The organism is uncultured Mucilaginibacter sp., from assembly GCF_913773635.1.
In the GTDB taxonomy this organism is placed as follows: Bacteria; Bacteroidota; Bacteroidia; order Sphingobacteriales; family Sphingobacteriaceae; genus Mucilaginibacter.
Window position 1 is genome coordinate 234,353 of record NZ_CAJYGQ010000009.1, and the last position, 20,133, is coordinate 254,485.

The window sequence follows — 20,133 nt, forward strand, 5'->3', positions numbered from 1 at the left end:
AACAAAGCCGTTATATGTTTCGCAAGCTTGTAATAATTCTTTTCATCACAGCAATCTGCAAATCGGCAGTAGCACAATATAACGGCTTAGGTGGCTGGAACGTACTGACCATAAATTTACCGGGTAGCACCGAGCACCGCTGGGGCGGATACATGGAAGCGCAAAACCGTAACTACGGCGTTACCAATACTTTTTATTACTATGAAGTTAAAGGCGGGGTAAGCTACAACTTTGACAAAAATAATGCTGCCTTGCTTGGTATCGGCCGTTATATAACTTATGATTTCGAAGATATTGACGACGGGCCACAATTGGAAGAATTTAGGTTTTGGCAGCAATTTACATCAAACCAATATTTAGGCCGTATAAGATTTGAGCACCGTTACCGCATCGAACAGCGGTGGTTTAACACCGGCTATCGTAACCGCTTCAGGTACAGGTTTAGCGCCATTACCCCTATCAACAAACCCAAAGTTGAGCCGGGGGCATTGTATGGAATTGTTTATGCCGAACTTTTTTTCAATAACAAAGAACCTCATTTTGAGCGCAGCCGTTTTGCCGGTTTACTTGGTTACCAGATAACCAAGCCCTTTGCAATTACCGCAGGCATCTTGCATCAGTTTAATAGCTCGGCCAACAGTAACCGTAAATATTATTTACACCTGAATGCCATTTACAACATTCAACGTAAGGCAGCCAAATAAGACTTCATCGCTGAAAATCTCAATAGCACTCTAAGCTTCATATTAAGATATTGTAAAGCCAACACTAAGTATTCACATTTACTTTTTGATTGTCATAATTTTGCGCTTATCTTAGCGCGCAATAAATTGTATAACCATACACTTACCAAAAACTTGATAGCAATATGAGCTTAATAATTGATGTACATGCCCGCCAGATACTCGACTCGCGTGGTAACCCTACAGTTGAAGTAGAAGTATTAACCGAAAACGGTGCTTTAGGCCGCGCGGCTGTTCCATCGGGTGCTTCAACAGGTGCACATGAGGCAGTTGAACTACGCGATAATGATAAAAGCAAATACATGGGTAAAGGCGTTTTACAAGCCGTTGCTAATGTAAATGATATTATTGCCAAAGAACTGGTAGGTTTAGATGTATTTGAGCAAAACAGCATCGACAAGATTATGATTGATCTTGACGGTACTCACAATAAAGGTAAATTAGGTGCTAACGCCATCTTAGGTGTGTCATTAGCAGTAGCTAAGGCAGCCGCACAGGAAAGCCGCCAGCCATTATACCGCTACATTGGTGGTGTAAACGCTAACACCCTGCCAATACCAATGATGAATATTGTTAACGGTGGTTCACACTCTGATGCGCCTATCGCATTCCAGGAGTTTATGATTATGCCGGTTGGCGCGCCATCATTCTCTGAGGCATTACGTTGGGGTACTGAAGTATTCCACAACCTGAAAAAAATTCTTCATGATCGTGGCCTGTCTACTGCTGTGGGTGACGAAGGCGGCTTTGCTCCAACCTTTAGCGGTACCGAAGATGGTGTTGAAACCATTTTACAAGCTATCGAAAAAGCCGGTTACAAACCAGGTGAAGAAATTTGCTTAGCGTTCGATTGTGCTGCTTCTGAGTTTTATGTAGATGGTAAATACGACTACACTAAGTTCGAAGGCGAAAAAGGTGCCATCCGTAGCAGCGAAGAGCAGGCTCAATACTTAGCTGATTTAGCTTCCAAATACCCAATTATTTCAATTGAAGACGGTATGGCCGAAGACGATTGGGATGGCTGGAAAATTTTGACTGAAAAAATTGGCGACAAAGTTCAATTAGTAGGCGACGATTTATTTGTAACCAATGTAACCCGTTTACAACAAGGTATTGATCAGCACATTGGTAACTCAATATTGGTTAAAGTAAACCAAATTGGTTCATTAACCGAAACTATCAATGCAGTATCATTAGCACAAACTAACGGTTATACTTCGGTAATGAGTCACCGTTCGGGTGAAACTGAGGACGCTACTATTGCAGATTTAGCCGTTGCCTTAAACTGTGGTCAAATTAAAACCGGTTCAGCATCACGTTCAGACCGGATTGCAAAATACAATCAGTTACTACGTATTGAAGAAGAATTAGGCGCTAACGCAAAATTCATTGGTAAAAACTTCAAATACGCAAAAAAGTAATCACTCGTAATTAAGTCACACGGTTAATTTGAATAACCGTGTGCTTAAACAAAAAAGCCACTTTAGTAAGTGGCTTTTTTGTTTTATAGCATATAGCTTGTATTTACTTTACGATATATGTTTTTCAACAATAGCAAATAAGTCGCTTAGCTCAAACGGCTTTTTTAGATAACCATCGGCCATACCGGCCTCAGCTACTTCTTTTATGTTACTAACCGCTGATACAATAACGATGGGTATATGGCTGGTAACAGGATGGCTTTTAAGTTCTTTACTTAATTGTTGACCATTCGCATCGCTTTTCCAGTCGGTTAACCAATTATCAAGTAAAATAAGATCGGGGTTAATTTCAGCTACGTTTTTTAAAATTTTGGCATCTTCTGAATCCACAACTTCATAATCATGCTCTTTTAAAGCATAAACAATGGTATCGCGGATGTCTTTATCGTCTTCAATAAGTAGTACTTTCTTAGCCATGGTATGTAACGGAATTATGATAGTAAAGCGCAGAGGCACATTTGAGCCAATAAGCTAAGTTTGTTCCTCTACGCATTTATAATTATTAATTACGTTTTTTGTTTGCCGGCAAAGCATTTATTTTAAGCAAAAAGCAACACTATTTAAACAAGCCGTTTAAGTACCTTAACCTCCGCCGGATTTTTGAGCAACACCGGCGATATGCGCAAAAAATGTTTGTAGTGGGGTGAATCCTGGTGCTTCTTCAAAGCATCATCATCCTGCCATTCCTCAATAATAATATAATGGCAATCTTCCTGCTCGTATTGAAAAAGCTCATATTTAATGCAACCTTCATCAAGCAGCGAAGCTTCAACAAGGCGTTTAAGCTCCATTTCAAAAGGCTCTTCTGCATCGGCAGTACAATGCAGGGTGGCTATAACTTTGGTACTCATAATTGGTGGTTAGTATATAGATATAACCAACCTCAACTACAAAATGTTCGCTTTACTCAACGGTATGCTATGGCAGTTGATAGCATGACCGGCACCTGGGCTCATAGCTCTCCTTCTCGCCCAATAAAACGCGGTTATCATCGGGCACAAGCCGGTAAGAATATAGTGCCGGGTTACCGCATTTAACACAAACCGCATGAACCTTGGTAACAGACTCGGCCATAGCCATAATTGCAGGCATAGGGCCAAAAGGTTTGCCTTTATAGTCCATATCAAGACCGGCTACAATAACCCTAACGCCGCGGTTTGCCAGGGCATTACAAACGTTGGGCAGTTCTTCGTCAAAAAACTGGGCTTCATCAATGCCTACTACCTGCACATTGCTGCCTAATAATAAGATGGATGAAGAATTTTCAACAGGCGAGCATGGAATACTGGTTTGATTATGCGATACCACCTCAGCTTCAGCATAACGGGTATCGGTGTTTGGCTTAAATATTTCTACATTCAAACGGGCAATCTGGGCACGACGCAACCGGCGTATCAACTCCTCGGTTTTACCCGAAAACATTGATCCGCATACCACTTCAATACTCCCGCCATGCTCACTTCTCCTCCTAAAAACATCTTCACTAAACAACATTCCAAATCTTTTACAGCGGGCTAATATCAGAATTATATCTTACTTTTGATTAGCTACATTTTCAACACATCCGTACATGAAACAACAGGAAATATTAAAAAAGATAGGCAATATCCTTAAAGAGCTGAACGAGCAATACGAATACTTACAAGCCCAGGAAGCTCATATAAATGATCTTGAACTTGAACTTTTTGCGGCTAATGCCAAGTTCCTGACAGACCATAACGAGATTTTAAGAAAAATCAACGCCCAATATCTTAACGTTATTCCTGCCCTGTCTGAACATCAGGAGCCAGCGCAGCTTAATTTTGACAATGATATACCTCATGAGGCTGCTTCGGCCGTTAAGGAAACAAATATTTTACCGCCGCTTTTTGAAGATGCCGTAAACTACCAGAATAATAACGCAGATGCTCAGCCGCATAAAGATGAGTTTGAAATTGAAACCTTTCATCATGAGCATAATGCGAATAAATCCACAACTCATCAGGTTGAAAGCGAGCCGTTTTATTTTGTTAATGATAACAAAGCAGAGAGCGATGTGCAGCCTGAAGAGAATGCAGATACTGCCTCAGTTGAGAAACCGATTATACTACCCGCCTCAACCGAATATAACAATGAACATAATGTAACTATTGAACCGGCTCATGAGCGTAACGAATTTAACTTTGTGCGTAATGAACCACAGGTAAGCGAAGAACCGCGCACATTTGAAATACAGAGCAGTTACTCAACTGATGAAACAACGGAATTTCCTCACGTTAACCTGACCGAGGCCGAGGAAGAAACTCATGCAGAGGAAGCCAGAGAAGAACAAAGCGTACCTGAAACATATGAATCGATACTGGAAAAATATGGTCAGCCATTTAATTCGCAGCCAGTCGATTCAGTGCCGGCTAACGTTGATTCAAACTATCAAGCCCCGGAAGAATTTAATGACGCTGAACAGCCTGAAGCTTCGGAACACCAAACTTCAAAGTTTGATGAGGAAACAGCCAGTACCTTTGCCGAGCGAGAGGTAAATGTACCTGTTGCAGAGGAAAAGGCACCTGTGTTGCCGGATAATACCCAACATTACACAGAGGAACCAAAAACGTTTCATGCTCATACACCCGCTGCAGATCATAAAGAGCCGGAAGCGCAGCCGCTATCATTACATGAGCGCCTTGCAGCACAGCTTCGTGGCGATACGGTAAGTAACGCCTCCACTCAGCCGCAGCAGGCACAGCAGCAGTCTGCTGTAACCGACGTAAAATCGGCCATTAACCTGAATGATCGTATGCTGTTTGTAAAAGAATTATTCAACGGCTACGGAATGGCTTACAATGAAGCCATTGAAATACTAAACCGTTGCAAAAACTTTGAAGAAGCCGATAAATTTCTAAAAATGAATTATGTGACTAAAAATCACTGGACGGAAAAACCCTCAACTGTAGACAAGTTCTACGCCGTGTTACGCAGAAGATTTCCACAATAACAAAAAGCCCGCCTGATTATAAACAGGCGGGCTTTTTTGCTTAATGCATACTTTTAAATTATATCTTCATCCTAACGCGGGCCGTCTTGTAACTACTATATGTCCCTGTCGTATAAAAATTGCAATCAGACAAAAACCTACGGCAAAGCAAAATCTGATCGCAATGTCATTTACAAAAATTTTAAACAAAAACCCTACTACTTCTATATACTTTATATATATTTGAAATTATAATGAAAGCCACTAACGATTTTACCACTTGCTGTATTTGCATTTGCTGCTGTAACACAGCAACGTGAGAAGGCTTTTATAGAACCGTTTTTAAGTGATTAATCTATACAACGCCTCTTCCGGTAACAACTGAAAGAGGCGTTTTTGAATACTGTTAAACATGCAAAGTTTCAGGACCGAACTGGAGAACCCGGTAGTTGAAAAGGATATTATTGACCTTGAAAAAAAGATCAGGGCTTTTCGTGAAGGTAAAATTCATGACGAAAAGTTCAGGAGCCTGCGCCTGGCACGTGGCGTGTATGGTCAGCGCCAACCGGGTGTACAAATGGTACGCATTAAGCTGCCGTTTGGCAAGGTTACCTTTAAACAATTGCTGCGCATTGCCGATATTGCCGATGAGTATGGCAGCGGCAATCTGCACTTAACCACCCGCCAGGATATACAAATACACTACGTTAGTTTAGACCGTACGCCCGAGCTTTGGGCAAAACTGGAGCAGGATGATATTACCCTGCGCGAAGCCTGCGGTAACACCGTACGTAATGTAACAGCCTCTCCTACCTCGGGTATTGACCCGCAGGAACCGTTCGACGTATCGCCTTATGCGCATGCGGTGTTCGAATACTTTTTGCGTAACCCTATCTGTCAGGAAATGGGTCGTAAGTTTAAAATCTCATTTTCATCAAGCGAGGCCGATACCGGTTTCAGCTATATACATGATTTAGGCTTTATTCCTAAACTTCGAGGCGAAGAACGTGGCTTTAAAGTAATGCTGGGCGGCGGTTTGGGCGCCCAACCTTCATTAGCACATTTAGTAAAAGAGTTTTTGCCCGAGGATGAACTGATTCCTTATACCGAATCAATCATTCGCGTGTTTGACCGTTATGGTGAACGTAATAACCGTAATAAGGCGCGTTTAAAGTTCCTGGTTGCCAAAATTGGTATTGATGAAATTATACGTTTAGCCGAACTGGAAAAAACCGCAAACAAAGTAAAAGCCTTTAAAGTAAACCGCAATGCCGTACCTCAACCTGAGGCGCCGGAAGCATTTAACACCATAGAAGTAACTATTGAGAACCCTTTAAAATACGAGCAATGGTTAGCTACCAATGTATTTGAGCAAAAGCAAACCGGCTTTTACGGCGTGTTTGTGAAAGTGCCCGTTGGCGATATTCATACACCCGAAGCCTGTAAACTTGTTGACGGTATACGCGGCTTGGTAGCCGATGAAATAAGAGTTACCCAAAACCAGGGCTTATTATTAAAGTACGCACGTAAAGAATCGTTACCGGCATTGTTCAACGCCTTAAATGCGTTGCAACTGGCCGAACCAGGTTTCGACAGTGTAGCCGATGTAACTACCTGCCCCGGTACTGATACGTGTAACTTAGGCATATCAAACAGCATGACGCTTTCAAAAGTATTGGAAGACGTTATTTACAATGAATACGAAGACCTCATTTACAACCGCGACATTAAGATAAAGATCAGCGGCTGTATGAACTCATGCGGCCAGCATGGATTGGCGCACATTGGCTTTCACGGAAGCTCACTAAAAGCTGATAAACGCGTGCTACCATCGGTACAGGTGCTATTGGGCGGCGGTACAGTTGGAGATGGTATTGGCCGTGCGGCCGATAAAGTTATCAAAGTACCTGCTAAACGGGCCACACACGTATTACGTTCGGTTTTGAATGACTACAAAGAAAACGCAGTTAGCGAAGAGACATTCCATAACTATTACGATGCCAAAGGCAAGGATTACTTTTACCAGTTACTTAAACCACTGGCCGATTTGACTACCCTTACCGAAGAAGAATTTGTAGACTGGGGCCACGAAGAAACCTTTGCCACTGCCATTGGTGTGGGCGAGTGTGCCGGCGTAATGGTTGACTTGGTGGCTACTCTACTATTTGAAGCCGAAGAAAAATTGAGCTGGGGCAAAGAGGCTTTTGCCGAGAGCCGTTGGGCCGATGCCATTTACCATAGCTACAACACTTTATTGAGTTCGGCTAAAGCCCTGTTGTTAGATAAAGGTGTTAACTGTAGCACCCAGGCAACTGTAATAAAAGAGTTTGATGCACACTTTGTAGAAACAGGTTTGGTGACACTACCTGTTTCATTTAACGATTTAGTGTTGCAAATTAATCAGAATGAACCTTCAGAAGCATTTGCTTCAGCTTACCAACAAAGCGCCGAAGAATTTTTAAACGAGATGAAAGCGAACAGAGAGGCGCTAAAATTATCATGATCATAACCACTCAAAATAAAACAACTGTAAAAGAACCGAAAATCACCCTGGTAGGTGCCGGTCCCGGTGATGCCGATTTAATTACTATTAAAGGCATGAAGGCCCTGCAAACCGCTGATGTGGTGTTGTACGATGCTTTGGCAAACGAAGAGTTACTAAGCTTTGCGCCTGAAACAGCGCATAAGGTTTACGTAGGCAAACGCTCAGGCGACCACAGCTACTCACAGGATGCCGTAAATAAACTAATGATCGATTATGCCATTAATTACGGCCATGTAGTGCGCTTAAAAGGCGGCGACCCTTTTGTATTTGGCCGTGGTTATGAAGAGTTGGATTTTGCCGCTTCTTATAGCATTCCTACTGTGGTTATACCCGGTATATCAAGTTCAATTGGCGTACCCGGCTTACAGCAAATACCGGTAACCCACCGTGGCTTAAGTGAGAGCTTTTGGGTGGTTACAGCAACAACTGCCAGCCAGGAAATTTCAAACGATTTGTACGATGCAGCCCGCAGTAAAGCTACTGTTGTAGTATTGATGGGTTTACATAAGCTGGCCGAAATTGCCGAGATTTTTAAGGCACAAGATAAACACCGTTTACCGGTAGCGCTTATACAAAGCGGTTCGACCAAAAACGAAAAAGTGGTAATTGGCGTTGTTGATACCATCGTTGAACTTGCCCAGGAAAATAAAGTTAAAGCCCCGGCTATGATGGTGTTTGGTGATGTAGTATCGTTACATCCAAAGTTTTCACCTATCCGCGAATTTTATGAGCTCGTTGCCCAGGAATAACGATACAGCCCCTTTGGAAGCGCAAGAAACCGGACAAGGCAACCAGCTTTTTCCTGTTTTTTTGAAGCTTAACCATTTGCACACGGTGCTTATTGGCGCAGGCAATGTAGGTTTAGAAAAACTTACTGCTTTGCTTAATAACAGTCCGTTGGCAAAGGTGACCATTGTGGCCCAAACCGTATTGCCCGGAGTAATTGATTTTGTATCAAAATTTCCACAGGTAACCATCAATCAAAAAAGCTTTGAGGCTGATGATTTGAATGATGCGCAGGTGGTAGTTGCCGCTACTGCAGATAACATTCTGAACGAGCATATCCGCCAGGCTGCACACGACCGTAAACTCCTCGTAAACGTAGCCGATAAGCCTGAGCTATGCGACTTCTACCTAGGTTCTATTGTTAAAAAAGGCGATTTAAAAGTGGCTATCTCTACCAATGGCAAATCGCCCACGGTAGCTAAGCGTTTAAAAGAAGTTTTGAACGAGGCCCTACCTGCTGAGCTGGATACAACGCTACAGCAAATGAGTGCCCTGCGTAACACGCTGAGCGGCGATTTTGCCAGCAAAGTAATAGCGCTCAATAAAGCTACAGCATCACTGGTTGAACCTAAGCCTGTTAAAAAGAAGAATTTTAAATGGCTCATTTGGCTTACCATCGTGGTATCGCTAGGTATTGCCGTTACTGCCCTTTGGTTTAACGAGCCGGCATTTCAATCTTATGTAGCGGGTATAGACCATATATTTTACTACTTCCTGGCAGCAGGCTTTGTATTTGCCATGATTGATGGCGCTATTGGCATGTCATACGGAGTAACTTCCACGGCATTTTCTCTATCGATGGGTATTACGCCGGCATCAGCAAGTATGGCGGTGCACTTATCCGAGATTATGAGCAACGGCATTGCCGGCTGGATGCATTACCGCATGGGTAACGTTAATTGGAAACTATTCAAATTGCTCATTATCCCCGGTATATTGGGTGCATTAACGGGTGCTTATTTGGTATCGTCATTAGAGCATTATAGTATGTATACCAAGCCTTTGGTGTCGGTATATACACTAATATTAGGTTCTGTAATTCTATCCAAAGCATTTAAGGCCGGTAAAAGAAAATCGGGCGATAAAAAAATCAAACGCATATCATTACTGGGTTTAGGCGGCGGTTTTATTGACGCCGTTGGCGGTGGTGGCTGGGGTTCTATTGTGCTTTCATCGTTAATTGCCGGTGGCCGTCACCCGCGTTTTTCATTAGGTACCGTTAAGCTAACCAGGTTCTTTATAGCGATGATTGGTTCGCTTACTTTCCTTATTATGCTTAACAGTGCGCCATGGAGCGCTATTGCCGGTTTAATAATTGGCAGTGCTTTGGCAGCACCCATTGCGGCACGTATATCAAATCGTATATCTGTTAAGGTTATTATGGTAGCGGTGGGTATCATTGTAATATTGGTAAGCCTTAAAAGTATTTATGGCTTCGCTTCAAAAGTTTTGTAAATGAACAGCTTCGTTCAACATATAAAAGAACATACACTAGGTTTGTCGCCGGTTGAGGCGCTGGCCTGGCTGGCCAATGCCTTTCCGGGTAAGGTGGTATTCTCTACCAGTTTTGGTTGGGAAGATCAGGTGATTAGTCACATGATTTTTGCTAATAACCTGGCCATTAAAGTCTTTACACTCGAAACCGGCCGCCTGTTTCCCGAAACCTATTACGTTTGGAACCGTACTATGGAAATGTACGGAAAGCCCATTTACGCCTACTATCCGCAACATGAGGCACTCGAGCAAATGGTTAACACTAAAGGCCCAAGCAGCTTTTACGAATCGGTTGAAAACCGAAAAGAATGCTGTGGAATACGTAAGATTGAGCCATTGAGACGTGCGCTTGCTGGCAACCAATGCTGGATAACCGGCATACGTGCCGAACAATCAGCCAACCGCCTCGACATGAACAATGTTGAATGGGATGAAGGCAACCAACTAACCAAGTTCCACCCTATTTTTGATTGGACTTTGGATGAGGTAAAAACCTATATTAAGAATAATAACATACCGTATAATACACTGCACGACCGTGGCTTCCCGAGCATTGGCTGTGCCCCCTGCACCCGCGCCGTACAACCGGGCGAAGATTTCAGGGCCGGCCGCTGGTGGTGGGAAGACCAATCGAAAAAGGAATGCGGTTTGCATGCAGTTACTAAATAATTTTTGTGAATAAACATGAGTAAGCATAACCTGGATTACCTGGACGAACTGGAAGCAGAAGCCATACATATTTTGCGCGAGGTAGCCGGTCAGTTCGAAAAACCTGCCCTGTTGTTTTCGGGTGGTAAAGATTCAATTACCTTGGTACGTTTGGCTGAGAAAGCTTTCCGTCCCGGTAAGTTTCCGTTCCCGCTGGTACATATTGATACCGGCCATAATTTCCCTGAAACTATTCAATACCGTGATAAGATGGTTGCCCGCTTAGGCGAGAAGCTCATTATCGGCCATGTACAGGATTCGATAGATCAGGGTAAAGCCATTGAGCAAAAAGGCAAAAATGCAAGTCGTAATGCTTTGCAAACGGTTACCCTGTTAGATACCATTGCCCATCATCAATTTGATGCCTGTATAGGTGGTGCCCGCCGCGATGAGGAAAAAGCCCGCGCCAAGGAACGCATATTTTCAGTACGCGATGAGTTTGGCCAGTGGGACCCTAAACGCCAGCGCCCGGAGCTTTGGAACATTTACAACGGTAAAATTCACAAAGGCGAAAACGTACGCGTGTTCCCGATAAGTAACTGGACCGAGCTTGACGTGTGGAACTATATCCGTCGCGAAAACATAGCCCTGCCAAGCATCTACTTTGCTCACGAGCGCGATTGTATTACCCGCAACGGCCAGTTAATGGCTGCCGCCGAGTTCTTGAATATGGATGAGGAAGACGTGATTACCCGCCGCAACGTGCGTTTCCGTACCGTGGGCGACATGACCTGTACGGCGGCTGTAGAATCAGATGCCTACCTGATTGACGACATCATTGACGAAATAAGTGCTTCCAAAATAAGCGAACGCGGTGCTCGTATGGACGACAAGGTGTCGGAAGCGGCCATGGAAGACCGTAAGAAGGGTGGATATTTTTAATTTGTTTTTTGTATTGAATGTATGATGAAAATGATTTTAAAAGTGATTTCACCCATTTAGAACGCAAAATCAAGTAATCGGTGGAATCAATCCTAAAATCATATCAATCACCAAATAAAATAATGGAGATATTAAAGTTTATAACCGCAGGTAGTGTTGATGATGGTAAGAGCACCCTCATTGGCCGTCTGTTATATGATACTGACGCTATTTTGGCCGACCAACTGGAGGCCCTGCACCGCTCAAACCGTAAAAACGACGACGGCACCATCGACCTTGCCATTTTAACAGACGGCCTTAAAGCCGAGCGCGAACAGGGCATTACGATTGATGTGGCTTACAAATACTTTCAAACCGAAAAACGTAAATTCATCATAGCCGATGCGCCGGGGCATATCCAGTATACCCGTAACATGGTTACAGGTGCATCAAACGCTAACCTGGCTATCATTTTGATTGATGCGCGTAAAGGTGTGGTTGAGCAAACTAACCGTCATTCTTTCCTGGTATCGTTACTGGCACTGCCGCAGGTGGTAGTTTGTGTAAACAAAATGGATATGGTAGACTACGATGAAGCTACCTTTAACCAAATTGTTAGTCAGTATAAAGTTTTGGCGTCAAAGCTTAACCTGCAAAATGTGACCTACATTCCGGTAAGTGCACTAAAAGGAGACAACATCGTAAATCAATCGGCCAACATGGCTTGGTACAATGGTAAAAATCTATTGGAGCACCTCGAAACTGCCGAAATACCGGTGGATGACAGCGCGGCTCATGCCCGTTTCCCGGTACAGTGGGTGGTAAGGCCTCAAACCGAAGAACTGCACGATTACCGTGGTTATGCCGGTCGCATATCGAGCGGTGCATTCAAGGTGAATGACCAGGTTACCGTACTACCATCGGGCTTTAGCTCAACCATTACCAAGATAGAGTTACTGGACAAGGAGTTCGACGAAGCCTTTGCAGGACAATCGGTTACTATACACTTGCAGGATGATATAGACATTAGCCGTGGCGATGTGCTGGTAAACAGTTCGGCTAAACCTGAGGTATCTCAATTAATTGAAGCCGACTTGTGCTGGATGGACACCCGCGCGCTGGATACTTCGCTCACCTACCTCATTCAGCATAACAGCAAAGTAACCCGCTGCCGCATACAAGAGGTATTGTACAAATTCAATATCAACACCTTAGATAAGGTGTACGAGGAAGAATTTAAATTGAACGATATAGGCCGTGTCATCATTAAAACGGCCGACCCACTGGCTTTTGACGTTTACCAAAACAACAAAGCCAACGGCGGTGCTATCATCATTGATAGCCGCACCAATGTTACCGTGGGCGCTCTTATGCTGCGCGCAGCGGTTGAATAAGCCAATCCATAGTTCTTTATAAAATGTTTAACAGTAGTAGTAAAAGCAGGTCGGGTTGATCTGCTTTTTTGTTAAGCGTATATCATTTGAGCAGGATGCGTGACTAAAATAATTTCCTAATGAAAAAGGCAGGCTGATGATTCATCTGCCTGCCTTTACGACGATCAGTTTTTACAGCCTAATAACCAGGGTTCTGTCCAAACTCAGCACCGTTGGTAAGAGCATTTAACTCTGTTAATGGTACCGGCCTTAACCTGTGGAAAGGTTGAACGTCAGTGATATCAGGATTAAATTTCTTTATGTAAGCTGCAAACTGCTCATCGGTAAGTGTTCTCTTTAAATCGTACCAACGCAGGTGTTCACCACATAGCTCACGCGCACGCTCGGCCAAAATAAAATATATTCCGCCTCCTTCTTCTAACGTTTCAGCTGCTGTTAATGATGCTTGGGTTGTAGCCTGAAATGCCTGAGTACGGTCAACAGGAGTTTTCACAGCTGCCCTTGCTCTTAAAACATTAAGCTTTTCAACTGCGGCTCCGATGTTTCCTAATTTAAATTCAGCCTCAGCAGATATTAAATACATTTCGGCAAATCTTATTACCATTATATCATTAAAACCCGGCTGTGCATCAGGCAATGTACGTGTGTAATCTAAAAACTTAATCATGGGTATAAAATCAGTTAAAGATTTTATTGTACCCACTCTACTATCTGTGGCCGATACATTATACATATCGTTGATATCGTACACAACATAAGGTTTGGTCGCTTTGTCAGCTACCACCTGCTTGGTAAGCTGCATTGCCAGGCTTTGACCTGGAATTAATTGCGTACCAATTACGCTTGGTGCTTTCCCAAAAGTATTTGCAGCTGATGCATTCCATGTGTAAGCTGTGTTCGCAATCCAGTTTTCTTGAAAGCTGGCCGCATAGCGGGCATCTAACTGCTCGTTGAATAAACTAAGTAAGTAACGTGTAGGCTGCAAGCGCTTTTGGTTATCAAAACCGTATTGAATACTTCTTACCAAGCCTGGGCGACCGTTGTAAGTAGTTAAAAACCAAGCATGCAAGCGATTAGCGTTATCATCATAATCTAATTGCTGATTGGTTGAGTTACTGATAATATAAAGCGCTTCCTTGTTATTCTTGTTGTTGGCAGGATTCCATAATTCTGCAGGAGATGCCCACAAGTCTGTGCCTAATTCACCCTTCCTTGCAATTACATCGTTTGCTGTATTTTTTGCAAGTGTAAAGTAGTCGGTACGTTCCTGACCGGTTGCATAATAGGCTCTTGAAAGATAAGCACGTGCCAACATTCCCAGGGCCGATTTCTTTGAAGCACGGCTATACTCACCGGCTATACCTGATCCATAAAAGCTGGCATTGGGTAAATTATCAGCAGCAAACTTTAAATCACTTATAATTAAATCATAAAACGCACTTACAGGGCTGCGCTGTGCAGTAAGCTCAACTGAGTTAGTTTCCGTAGTCCGTAAATTTACACCACCAAATTGTTCAACAATATGCCAGTAATAAAATGCGCGTAAAAACCTTAACTCACCCAATCTGCGATTTTTCTCGCCTAAGTCTGTAAATCCGGCACCGTCAATGCGATTGATGCCAGCATTACACTGATTAATTGCCCGGTAAAAGAGCCTGAAAATTGTAAAAGATGAGTTATTTGTGGCAGGTATCAAATTGATATATTTAGTTACCTGGTTTGCATAGCTGATTTTATTTGCAGTAAACCACAAATCCGTACCACCCTCTGATATTAACGGGCCATCTTCTTTACCATAATATGCCCTTTGCTCCTGGTACGCACCATTAACTGCGGTTACAAATCCTTGAGGCGTTGTCCAGGTAGCGTCGGCTGTTGCACCTCCCGGGTTATATTCATTTAGCCGTTTATTACATGATAGCATTGCAACAGCAAGCACACCAACACCGGCAATTCTATATATATTTTTTTTCATGACAATTTATATATTGTATTAAAAGTCCAGATTTACACCAAAAACAAGTTGACGACTAAGCGGTGAAGATTCAGCACCACCTCGTTCCGGATCGTAATTTTTTAATAAATCGTTTTTAGTGAACGTAAACATGTTTGACGCGGTAGCATATACCCTAAAAGATCCCACTTTGAATTTATCTGTAACACTTTTAGGAAGCGTGTATCCTAATGACACGTTTTTGATTTTGAAGAACGAGCCATCTATATAAAATAACGAGGTGTAATTGCTGTTATAGAGGTTACTTAAATTGCCCCTTCCTGGTCGTGGAAAATCATTTGACGGATTGGTCGGCGTCCAGTAATCGAAATTAGCAGGTCCGTTTTGAGCTGCAGACGGATCATATCTTCCCAAAAATTCACCGTAAACCATTTGTCCGTAACGGGCAACTAAAAATATGTTCAGATCAAAATTTTTGTAGGTAAATGTATTTTGTAAGCCACCATACCACTGAGGCTGTGCATGGCCTATAACAGTACGGTCGTTTGTAGGATCAATTACACCATCTCCATTCAAATCTTCTACCTTAATATCACCGGGTTTGTACTGCGTACCTGTCAAGCTTCCAAATCTTGTACCCGTTTCGCCATTTTGCCAAATACCAATTTTTTTGTAACCGTAAAAAGATTCGATTTGTGACCCGATAAACAATGAACCACGCTCCTGATTGGAACTGAATATGTCCTTCCCGTCAACTAAACCGGTAATTTTCTCAGCATTGTGAGAGAACGTAGCCATACTCGACCACTTAAAATTTTTACTTTGAATATTTACAGTGGATAATGCAATATTTACACCGGAATTTTGAGTGGAGGCAATATTTTGGTAAACAAGCGATTGCCCAGACGACTGAGGCAAGTTACGCAAGTATAGAATATCCTTCGTTTTTGTACGATACCAATCAACATTTAACGTTACTCTGTTATTAAATGCTGTTATATCTGTTCCTATATCAAGCGTAGCTGACTTCTCCCAACCTAAATCTGGCGATAATACCGTTCCGTTAAAAGTATATGCTGGCGCAGCAACATTGCCAAAACCCATTCGTATTGATGATAGTAAACTTTGTGTGCCATATGCATCAATAGTTGAGTTACCACTAACACCGTAACTTGCTCTTAACTTTAAATTGTTAAGTTGCTTTACGTTTTTCATAAAGTCTTCTCTGCTGATTACCCATCCACCGGATACCGAAGGAAAATAATCCCACTTGTTACCAGGTGCAAGTCTTGATGAGCCATCCCAACGCATGGTTGCCTGAAACAGGTATTTACCATCAAACCCATAGTTTAAACGGCCTGCATAAGCCAACAGGTCATTACGTTTGTAGGTAGATAAAGTGGTACGACTACTTGCCTCGCTACCTGCTAAATTATAAAAGGACTGAGAATTTAATACACCCCTGATGCCACCTGCAGTTGCATCTTCCTGGTCGTTATGAATATAACTTGTTAAAGCTGTTATTGTAAAACTGTGCTTTTGAATTTCTTTGTTGTAGGTAATAATGTTATCCCAGTTGTAATATCTTGAACTGAAATTATAGATGGATGCCGCTGAATAACGTTGGTTGTTTTGACTTAAAGAAAGTGCATCATTAAACTGACCGCGACGGCTGTTAGCCAAAACCGTTCCTAAGTTCGAACGAAATGTTAGACCTTTTATAGGTGTTAATTCTAACCACGCTGTAGCGTTAATTTCATTACCAACAGTTTCGTCAACTGCAGCACCCGGACGTTGATCAGTAATCGGGCTTAAAGTATTGGCTGCCCCAGCAATTGGTAGCGGGTTAATTGATCCATCGGCATTAAACGGAGTTCCAAGTGGTATAGCTGTTAAAGCAGTAGAAATAGGATCACGACGAGCATTGGTTTTATTGAAAGCCAACTGGCCCAAAATACCTGTTTTTGCCCAGCTATTTAGTTTATGATCTACATTATAACGAAAGTTATAACGGGTATAATTGTTATTGACTAATTGACCTTCCTCTCTGAAGTAACCTAACGAAAAAGCAGCTTTGGTATTTTCACTACCACCACGTACACTAACTGTATGGCTTTGCTGGCTGCCATTCTTTGTAGCCAAATCCATCCAATCTACGTACTGTCCAGCTTGTACGGCCGCAAGCTCGCCTGGAATAGGAAACACTACGTTATCTGCCGGGATAACTCCCTCAGCATTTCGGTATGATTCACGACGCAGATTAACAAAGTCTTCACCCTGACGGGGCTTAGGAAACTGAGTCCAGCCATTTACGCCATAATATCCGTTGTATGAAACTTTAGCTTTTCCTGATATTCCCTTTTTTGTAGTAACGATGATTACACCATTTGCACCCTGTGAACCATAAATAGCGGTAGATGAGGCATCTTGCAATACTTCTATACTTTCAATATCATTAGGGTTGATGTTGTTGATACTTCCTCCGTTTTGAACACCATCAACTACCAGCAACGGCGCATTAGGATTTATACCCGCAGCTGTAGTAATTGGATTAGCAATAGACCGGGTACCTCGTAATCTGATATCTACTCCGGCACCTGCATTTCCTGAGCTACGGGTAATATCAACACCTGCTGCCCTACCTTGAATTGCTTCAAGCGGATTGTGCGTTGGCGCTCTTACAATGTCTGATGCCTTAACTGACGCAACAGCACCGGTAAGGTCGCGACGTTTAATGGTACCGAAACCAACTACCACCACATCCTCAAGGGCATTTTGCTGTACAGCCAGTTTAATGGTCACATCCTGATCGTTTGCGGTAAAGGTTACGGTTTGGTCTGCATAGCCCACGTATTTAACTACAAGCGTAACATTACCGGCCGGAACATTAAGGGAAAACTTACCATTAACGTCGGTAATGGAGCCTGTGGTTGAACCTTGCAGGGTAACAGCTGCACCTATTAGCGGATCGCTGTTACCAGCGTCCAAAACCCGGCCGCTAAACGTGCGCGTTTGAGCTTGAACGCCCATTACTGCAATAAGCAGTAAACACATTAAATAAAGTTTTTTCATAGTAATAAAATTTTCAATGAGCCAAACGAGCCTACATTCGCCCCCTATACCAAATACACTCAAGCGGTATCAGATACCACATTTGAAACAATAAATAAAATATTGATTGTCAGGTTAATTGGGGAGCTGCAAAAACGTTCGGGATTGCTCATCAAAAGTAGGCGTTAGCACCTTTTCTTATTATGAAATTTTTCCTAATGTTTGTAAAATATTATCAATTGCGGTTAAGCATTTTAATTAAGGCATTAAGATTTGATTAGAAAACAAAGATTAATCTCAACCCATAATATAAGATTGTATAAGTTAATGGAACAATTTTTCAATTAACGACAACTAATTAAGGCAAGCATTCATCATGGGTAGCAATAAGCATATAACCTAAAATTGGCTTGATAAGTGATTAAATGCTAAATCATATCTTTGCCCAATATCACATCGCTAATGGAAAACGACGATATGCACAAGTTACGCTCGGTAAACGTAACAAGATATGTAACGCCTTTGCGTGAAGGCGGCTCCCTCCCAGCCATTGCCGAGGCAGACGATAATTTTTTGTATGTATTGAAATTCCGAGGTGCCGGACAAGGTGTAAAGGCGCTGATTGCCGAGCTTATTGGCGGCGAAATTGCACGCTTACTAGGCTTCAAAATACCTGAAATTGTGTTTGCTAACCTTGACACTGCTTTCGGCCGTACCGAACCTGATGAAGAAATTCAGGATTTACTCAAGGCAAGTACAGGCCTTAACCTGGCACTACACTACCTTTCGGGCGCTATTACTTATGATCCGGTTTTAACACAACTTGATGCTAAATTATCTTCTCAAATTGTGTGGCTTGATTGCTTACTCACCAATGTTGACCGCACACCACGTAATACCAATATGCTGATGTGGCACAAGGAGCTTTGGCTTATTGATCATGGTGCATCATTATATTTCCATCATTCGTGGCATAACTGGGAAGAGCAGGCTAAACGTCCTTTTGCTCAAATCAAAGATCATGTTTTGCTGCAATGGGCTACTCAACTTGATGAGACAGACCAGGAGTTTAAAACCATATTAACGCCTCAAAGCATAAAAGCCATAACTGAACTCATACCTGAGGAGTGGCTATCCGATCCATCATCTGATCAATCGCCGTCTGAACGACGTGAAGTTTATTATAAGTTTTTAACTACGCGCCTTGCCGAATCTTCAGTATTTATTAAAGAAGCACAAAATGCCAGAGCAACACTTATTTGAGTATGCGGTAATACGCGTTATGCCAAGGGTGGAGCGCGAAGAGTTCATTAATGTTGGAGTGATATTGTACTGCGCCAAACTAAAATTTTTGCAGTGCCGATATCATGTAGACATTGAAAGGCTTCAATCTTTTTGCAAAATGATGGATGTTGATGATGTAGCTGCAAACCTGGGTGCATTTGAGAAAATATGCAACGGTGGAACTCTGGCTGGAGCTATTGGAAAACTTGATGCTGCATCAAGATTCAGGTGGCTGACAGCAACACGTAGCACTGTAGTTCAGGCCTCCAAAGTTCATCCGGGCTTTTGCACCGACCCTGCGGCAACGTTATTGCGGTTACATGAAAGTTTAGCATTATAACGGTAAAAATGAAGCTATCGCCAAATTCACCACTGCAAAAATTAATGGACACCCTGCCCCAACAGGGCTTGGTAACCTGGATTGGCGTAAGGCCTCAGCGAAGAGCACCTCTGCTTTCAGTAGAAAATGTGGAGGCAATTACTCTTAAAGGACTTGCCGGCGATCACTTTTCAGGTTCGGAAAAAAGCAAGCGACAAATTACCCTTATACAGCAGGAACATATAGATTTGGTAGCATCGGTAATGCAGTTAGCGCATCTAACGCCCGGTATGCTGCGCCGCAACATTGTGGTTAAAGGCATTAATTTACATTCCTTGAAAGACCGGAAGTTTTGGGTTGGAGATGTATTACTGGAGTATACCGGCGATTGCCACCCCTGCTCGCGGATGGAAGACATTCTCGGCCCCGGAGGTTACAATGCCATGCGAGGACACGGAGGTATCACAGCCCGGATACTACAAGGTGGTAACATTGGTATTAATGATAAGGTGTTTATCGAGCAATCTTCATAATTCTTAAAGAAGAAACCCCGCCTGAATTAC

At 42.7% G+C, this 20,133-nt stretch carries 17 protein-coding genes; 12 read left to right on the forward strand and 5 right to left on the reverse strand.

Translation table 11 applies throughout. The annotated features are described in order from the left end of the window. The first annotated feature begins 14 nt into the window (after positions 1-14). Both QZ407_RS12125 and eno read left to right on the forward strand, forming a co-directional pair. Complete coding sequence (locus QZ407_RS12125; RefSeq protein WP_295771389.1) at positions 15-704, forward strand: DUF2490 domain-containing protein; 690 nt, start codon at positions 15-17, stop codon at positions 702-704. 164 nt (positions 705-868) lie between these two features. Then, complete coding sequence (eno, locus tag QZ407_RS12130; RefSeq protein ID WP_295771391.1) at positions 869-2,164, forward strand: phosphopyruvate hydratase; 1,296 nt, start codon at positions 869-871, stop codon at positions 2,162-2,164. 108 nt (positions 2,165-2,272) lie between these two features. Here the strand turns inward: eno and QZ407_RS12135 are convergent, their stop codons facing one another. From QZ407_RS12135 to QZ407_RS12145, 3 genes are all read right to left on the reverse strand, one after another. Continuing rightward, complete coding sequence (locus QZ407_RS12135; protein ID WP_295771394.1) at positions 2,273-2,641, reverse strand: response regulator; 369 nt, start codon at positions 2,639-2,641, stop codon at positions 2,273-2,275. Between the two features lie 143 nt (positions 2,642-2,784). Then, positions 2,785-3,075 (reverse strand): putative quinol monooxygenase, encoded by a 291-nt coding sequence (locus QZ407_RS12140; protein WP_295771396.1) that lies wholly within the window; start codon positions 3,073-3,075, stop codon positions 2,785-2,787. Between the two features lie 67 nt (positions 3,076-3,142). Beyond that, positions 3,143-3,718: a thymidine kinase gene (locus tag QZ407_RS12145; RefSeq protein WP_295771398.1), complete on the reverse strand. Its 576-nt coding sequence runs from the start codon at positions 3,716-3,718 to the stop codon at positions 3,143-3,145. A gap of 76 nt (positions 3,719-3,794) precedes the next feature. On the opposite strand from QZ407_RS12145, the gene QZ407_RS12150 reads away from it, so the two are divergent. From QZ407_RS12150 to QZ407_RS12180, 7 genes are all read left to right on the forward strand, one after another. Beyond that, entirely contained in the window at positions 3,795-5,195 is a 1,401-nt protein-coding gene (locus QZ407_RS12150) for a hypothetical protein (RefSeq protein WP_295771400.1), read from the forward strand. Between the two features lie 391 nt (positions 5,196-5,586). After that, positions 5,587-7,677, forward strand: a complete 2,091-nt coding sequence (locus tag QZ407_RS12155; protein ID WP_295771403.1) for a nitrite/sulfite reductase — start codon at positions 5,587-5,589, stop codon at positions 7,675-7,677. After that, positions 7,674-8,468, forward strand: coding sequence for a uroporphyrinogen-III C-methyltransferase (cobA, locus tag QZ407_RS12160; RefSeq protein ID WP_295771405.1), 795 nt, complete (start codon positions 7,674-7,676; stop codon positions 8,466-8,468). Before QZ407_RS12155 ends, cobA begins: the two co-directional genes overlap by 4 nt. Further along, entirely contained in the window at positions 8,446-9,960 is a 1,515-nt protein-coding gene (locus QZ407_RS12165; RefSeq protein ID WP_295771408.1) for a TSUP family transporter, read from the forward strand. The genes cobA and QZ407_RS12165 overlap by 23 nt, the downstream gene beginning before the upstream one ends. After that, complete coding sequence (locus QZ407_RS12170) at positions 9,961-10,668, forward strand: phosphoadenylyl-sulfate reductase (protein ID WP_295771411.1); 708 nt, start codon at positions 9,961-9,963, stop codon at positions 10,666-10,668. A 15-nt stretch (positions 10,669-10,683) separates the two neighbouring features. Next, positions 10,684-11,589 carry a sulfate adenylyltransferase subunit CysD gene (cysD, locus tag QZ407_RS12175; RefSeq protein WP_295771414.1) on the forward strand — a complete coding sequence of 302 codons (906 nt, stop codon included), beginning with the start codon at positions 10,684-10,686 and terminating at the stop codon, positions 11,587-11,589. A 122-nt stretch (positions 11,590-11,711) separates the two neighbouring features. Further along, positions 11,712-12,962 carry a GTP-binding protein gene (locus tag QZ407_RS12180; RefSeq protein WP_295771418.1) on the forward strand — a complete coding sequence of 417 codons (1,251 nt, stop codon included), beginning with the start codon at positions 11,712-11,714 and terminating at the stop codon, positions 12,960-12,962. Between the two features lie 178 nt (positions 12,963-13,140). Here QZ407_RS12180 and QZ407_RS12185 read toward each other — a convergent pair whose 3' ends face one another. Then, the gene (locus tag QZ407_RS12185; RefSeq protein ID WP_295771420.1) at positions 13,141-14,937 is read right to left on the reverse strand and encodes a RagB/SusD family nutrient uptake outer membrane protein; all 1,797 of its coding nucleotides are present in this window, start codon (positions 14,935-14,937) and stop codon (positions 13,141-13,143) included. An 18-nt stretch (positions 14,938-14,955) separates the two neighbouring features. Then, positions 14,956-17,988, reverse strand: coding sequence for a TonB-dependent receptor (locus QZ407_RS12190; protein WP_295771421.1), 3,033 nt, complete (start codon positions 17,986-17,988; stop codon positions 14,956-14,958). Between the two features lie 441 nt (positions 17,989-18,429). Here QZ407_RS12190 and QZ407_RS12195 point away from each other — a divergent pair, with 441 nt between their 5' ends. The 3 genes from QZ407_RS12195 to QZ407_RS12205 are packed head-to-tail and all read left to right on the forward strand — an operon-like array spanning position 18,430 to position 20,103. After that, a complete protein-coding gene (locus QZ407_RS12195) occupies positions 18,430-19,230 on the forward strand; it encodes a HipA family kinase (protein ID WP_295771423.1) in 801 nt (266 codons plus the stop codon). Beyond that, on the forward strand, positions 19,208-19,591 hold the full coding sequence (locus QZ407_RS12200; protein WP_295771425.1) for a DUF3037 domain-containing protein: 384 nt from the start codon (positions 19,208-19,210) through the stop codon (positions 19,589-19,591). The genes QZ407_RS12195 and QZ407_RS12200 overlap by 23 nt, the downstream gene beginning before the upstream one ends. A gap of 8 nt (positions 19,592-19,599) precedes the next feature. Further along, a complete protein-coding gene (locus QZ407_RS12205) occupies positions 19,600-20,103 on the forward strand; it encodes an MOSC domain-containing protein (RefSeq protein WP_295771426.1) in 504 nt (167 codons plus the stop codon). The last annotated feature ends 30 nt before the right edge of the window (positions 20,104-20,133 follow it).

Coding starts and splice junctions, on each gene's coding strand:
- QZ407_RS12125 (WP_295771389.1), top strand. CDS start 15: ATGTTTCGCAAGCTTGTAATAATTCTTTTCATCACAGCAATCTGCAAA.
- eno (WP_295771391.1), top strand. CDS start 869: ATGAGCTTAATAATTGATGTACATGCCCGCCAGATACTCGACTCGCGT.
- QZ407_RS12135 (WP_295771394.1), bottom strand. CDS start 2,641: ATGGCTAAGAAAGTACTACTTATTGAAGACGATAAAGACATCCGCGAT.
- QZ407_RS12140 (WP_295771396.1), bottom strand. CDS start 3,075: ATGAGTACCAAAGTTATAGCCACCCTGCATTGTACTGCCGATGCAGAA.
- QZ407_RS12145 (WP_295771398.1), bottom strand. CDS start 3,718: ATGTTGTTTAGTGAAGATGTTTTTAGGAGGAGAAGTGAGCATGGCGGG.
- QZ407_RS12150 (WP_295771400.1), top strand. CDS start 3,795: ATGAAACAACAGGAAATATTAAAAAAGATAGGCAATATCCTTAAAGAG.
- QZ407_RS12155 (WP_295771403.1), top strand. CDS start 5,587: ATGCAAAGTTTCAGGACCGAACTGGAGAACCCGGTAGTTGAAAAGGAT.
- cobA (WP_295771405.1), top strand. CDS start 7,674: ATGATCATAACCACTCAAAATAAAACAACTGTAAAAGAACCGAAAATC.
- QZ407_RS12165 (WP_295771408.1), top strand. CDS start 8,446: ATGAGCTCGTTGCCCAGGAATAACGATACAGCCCCTTTGGAAGCGCAA.
- QZ407_RS12170 (WP_295771411.1), top strand. CDS start 9,961: ATGAACAGCTTCGTTCAACATATAAAAGAACATACACTAGGTTTGTCG.
- cysD (WP_295771414.1), top strand. CDS start 10,684: ATGAGTAAGCATAACCTGGATTACCTGGACGAACTGGAAGCAGAAGCC.
- QZ407_RS12180 (WP_295771418.1), top strand. CDS start 11,712: ATGGAGATATTAAAGTTTATAACCGCAGGTAGTGTTGATGATGGTAAG.
- QZ407_RS12185 (WP_295771420.1), bottom strand. CDS start 14,937: ATGAAAAAAAATATATATAGAATTGCCGGTGTTGGTGTGCTTGCTGTT.
- QZ407_RS12190 (WP_295771421.1), bottom strand. CDS start 17,988: ATGAAAAAACTTTATTTAATGTGTTTACTGCTTATTGCAGTAATGGGC.
- QZ407_RS12195 (WP_295771423.1), top strand. CDS start 18,430: ATGGAAAACGACGATATGCACAAGTTACGCTCGGTAAACGTAACAAGA.
- QZ407_RS12200 (WP_295771425.1), top strand. CDS start 19,208: ATGCCAGAGCAACACTTATTTGAGTATGCGGTAATACGCGTTATGCCA.
- QZ407_RS12205 (WP_295771426.1), top strand. CDS start 19,600: ATGAAGCTATCGCCAAATTCACCACTGCAAAAATTAATGGACACCCTG.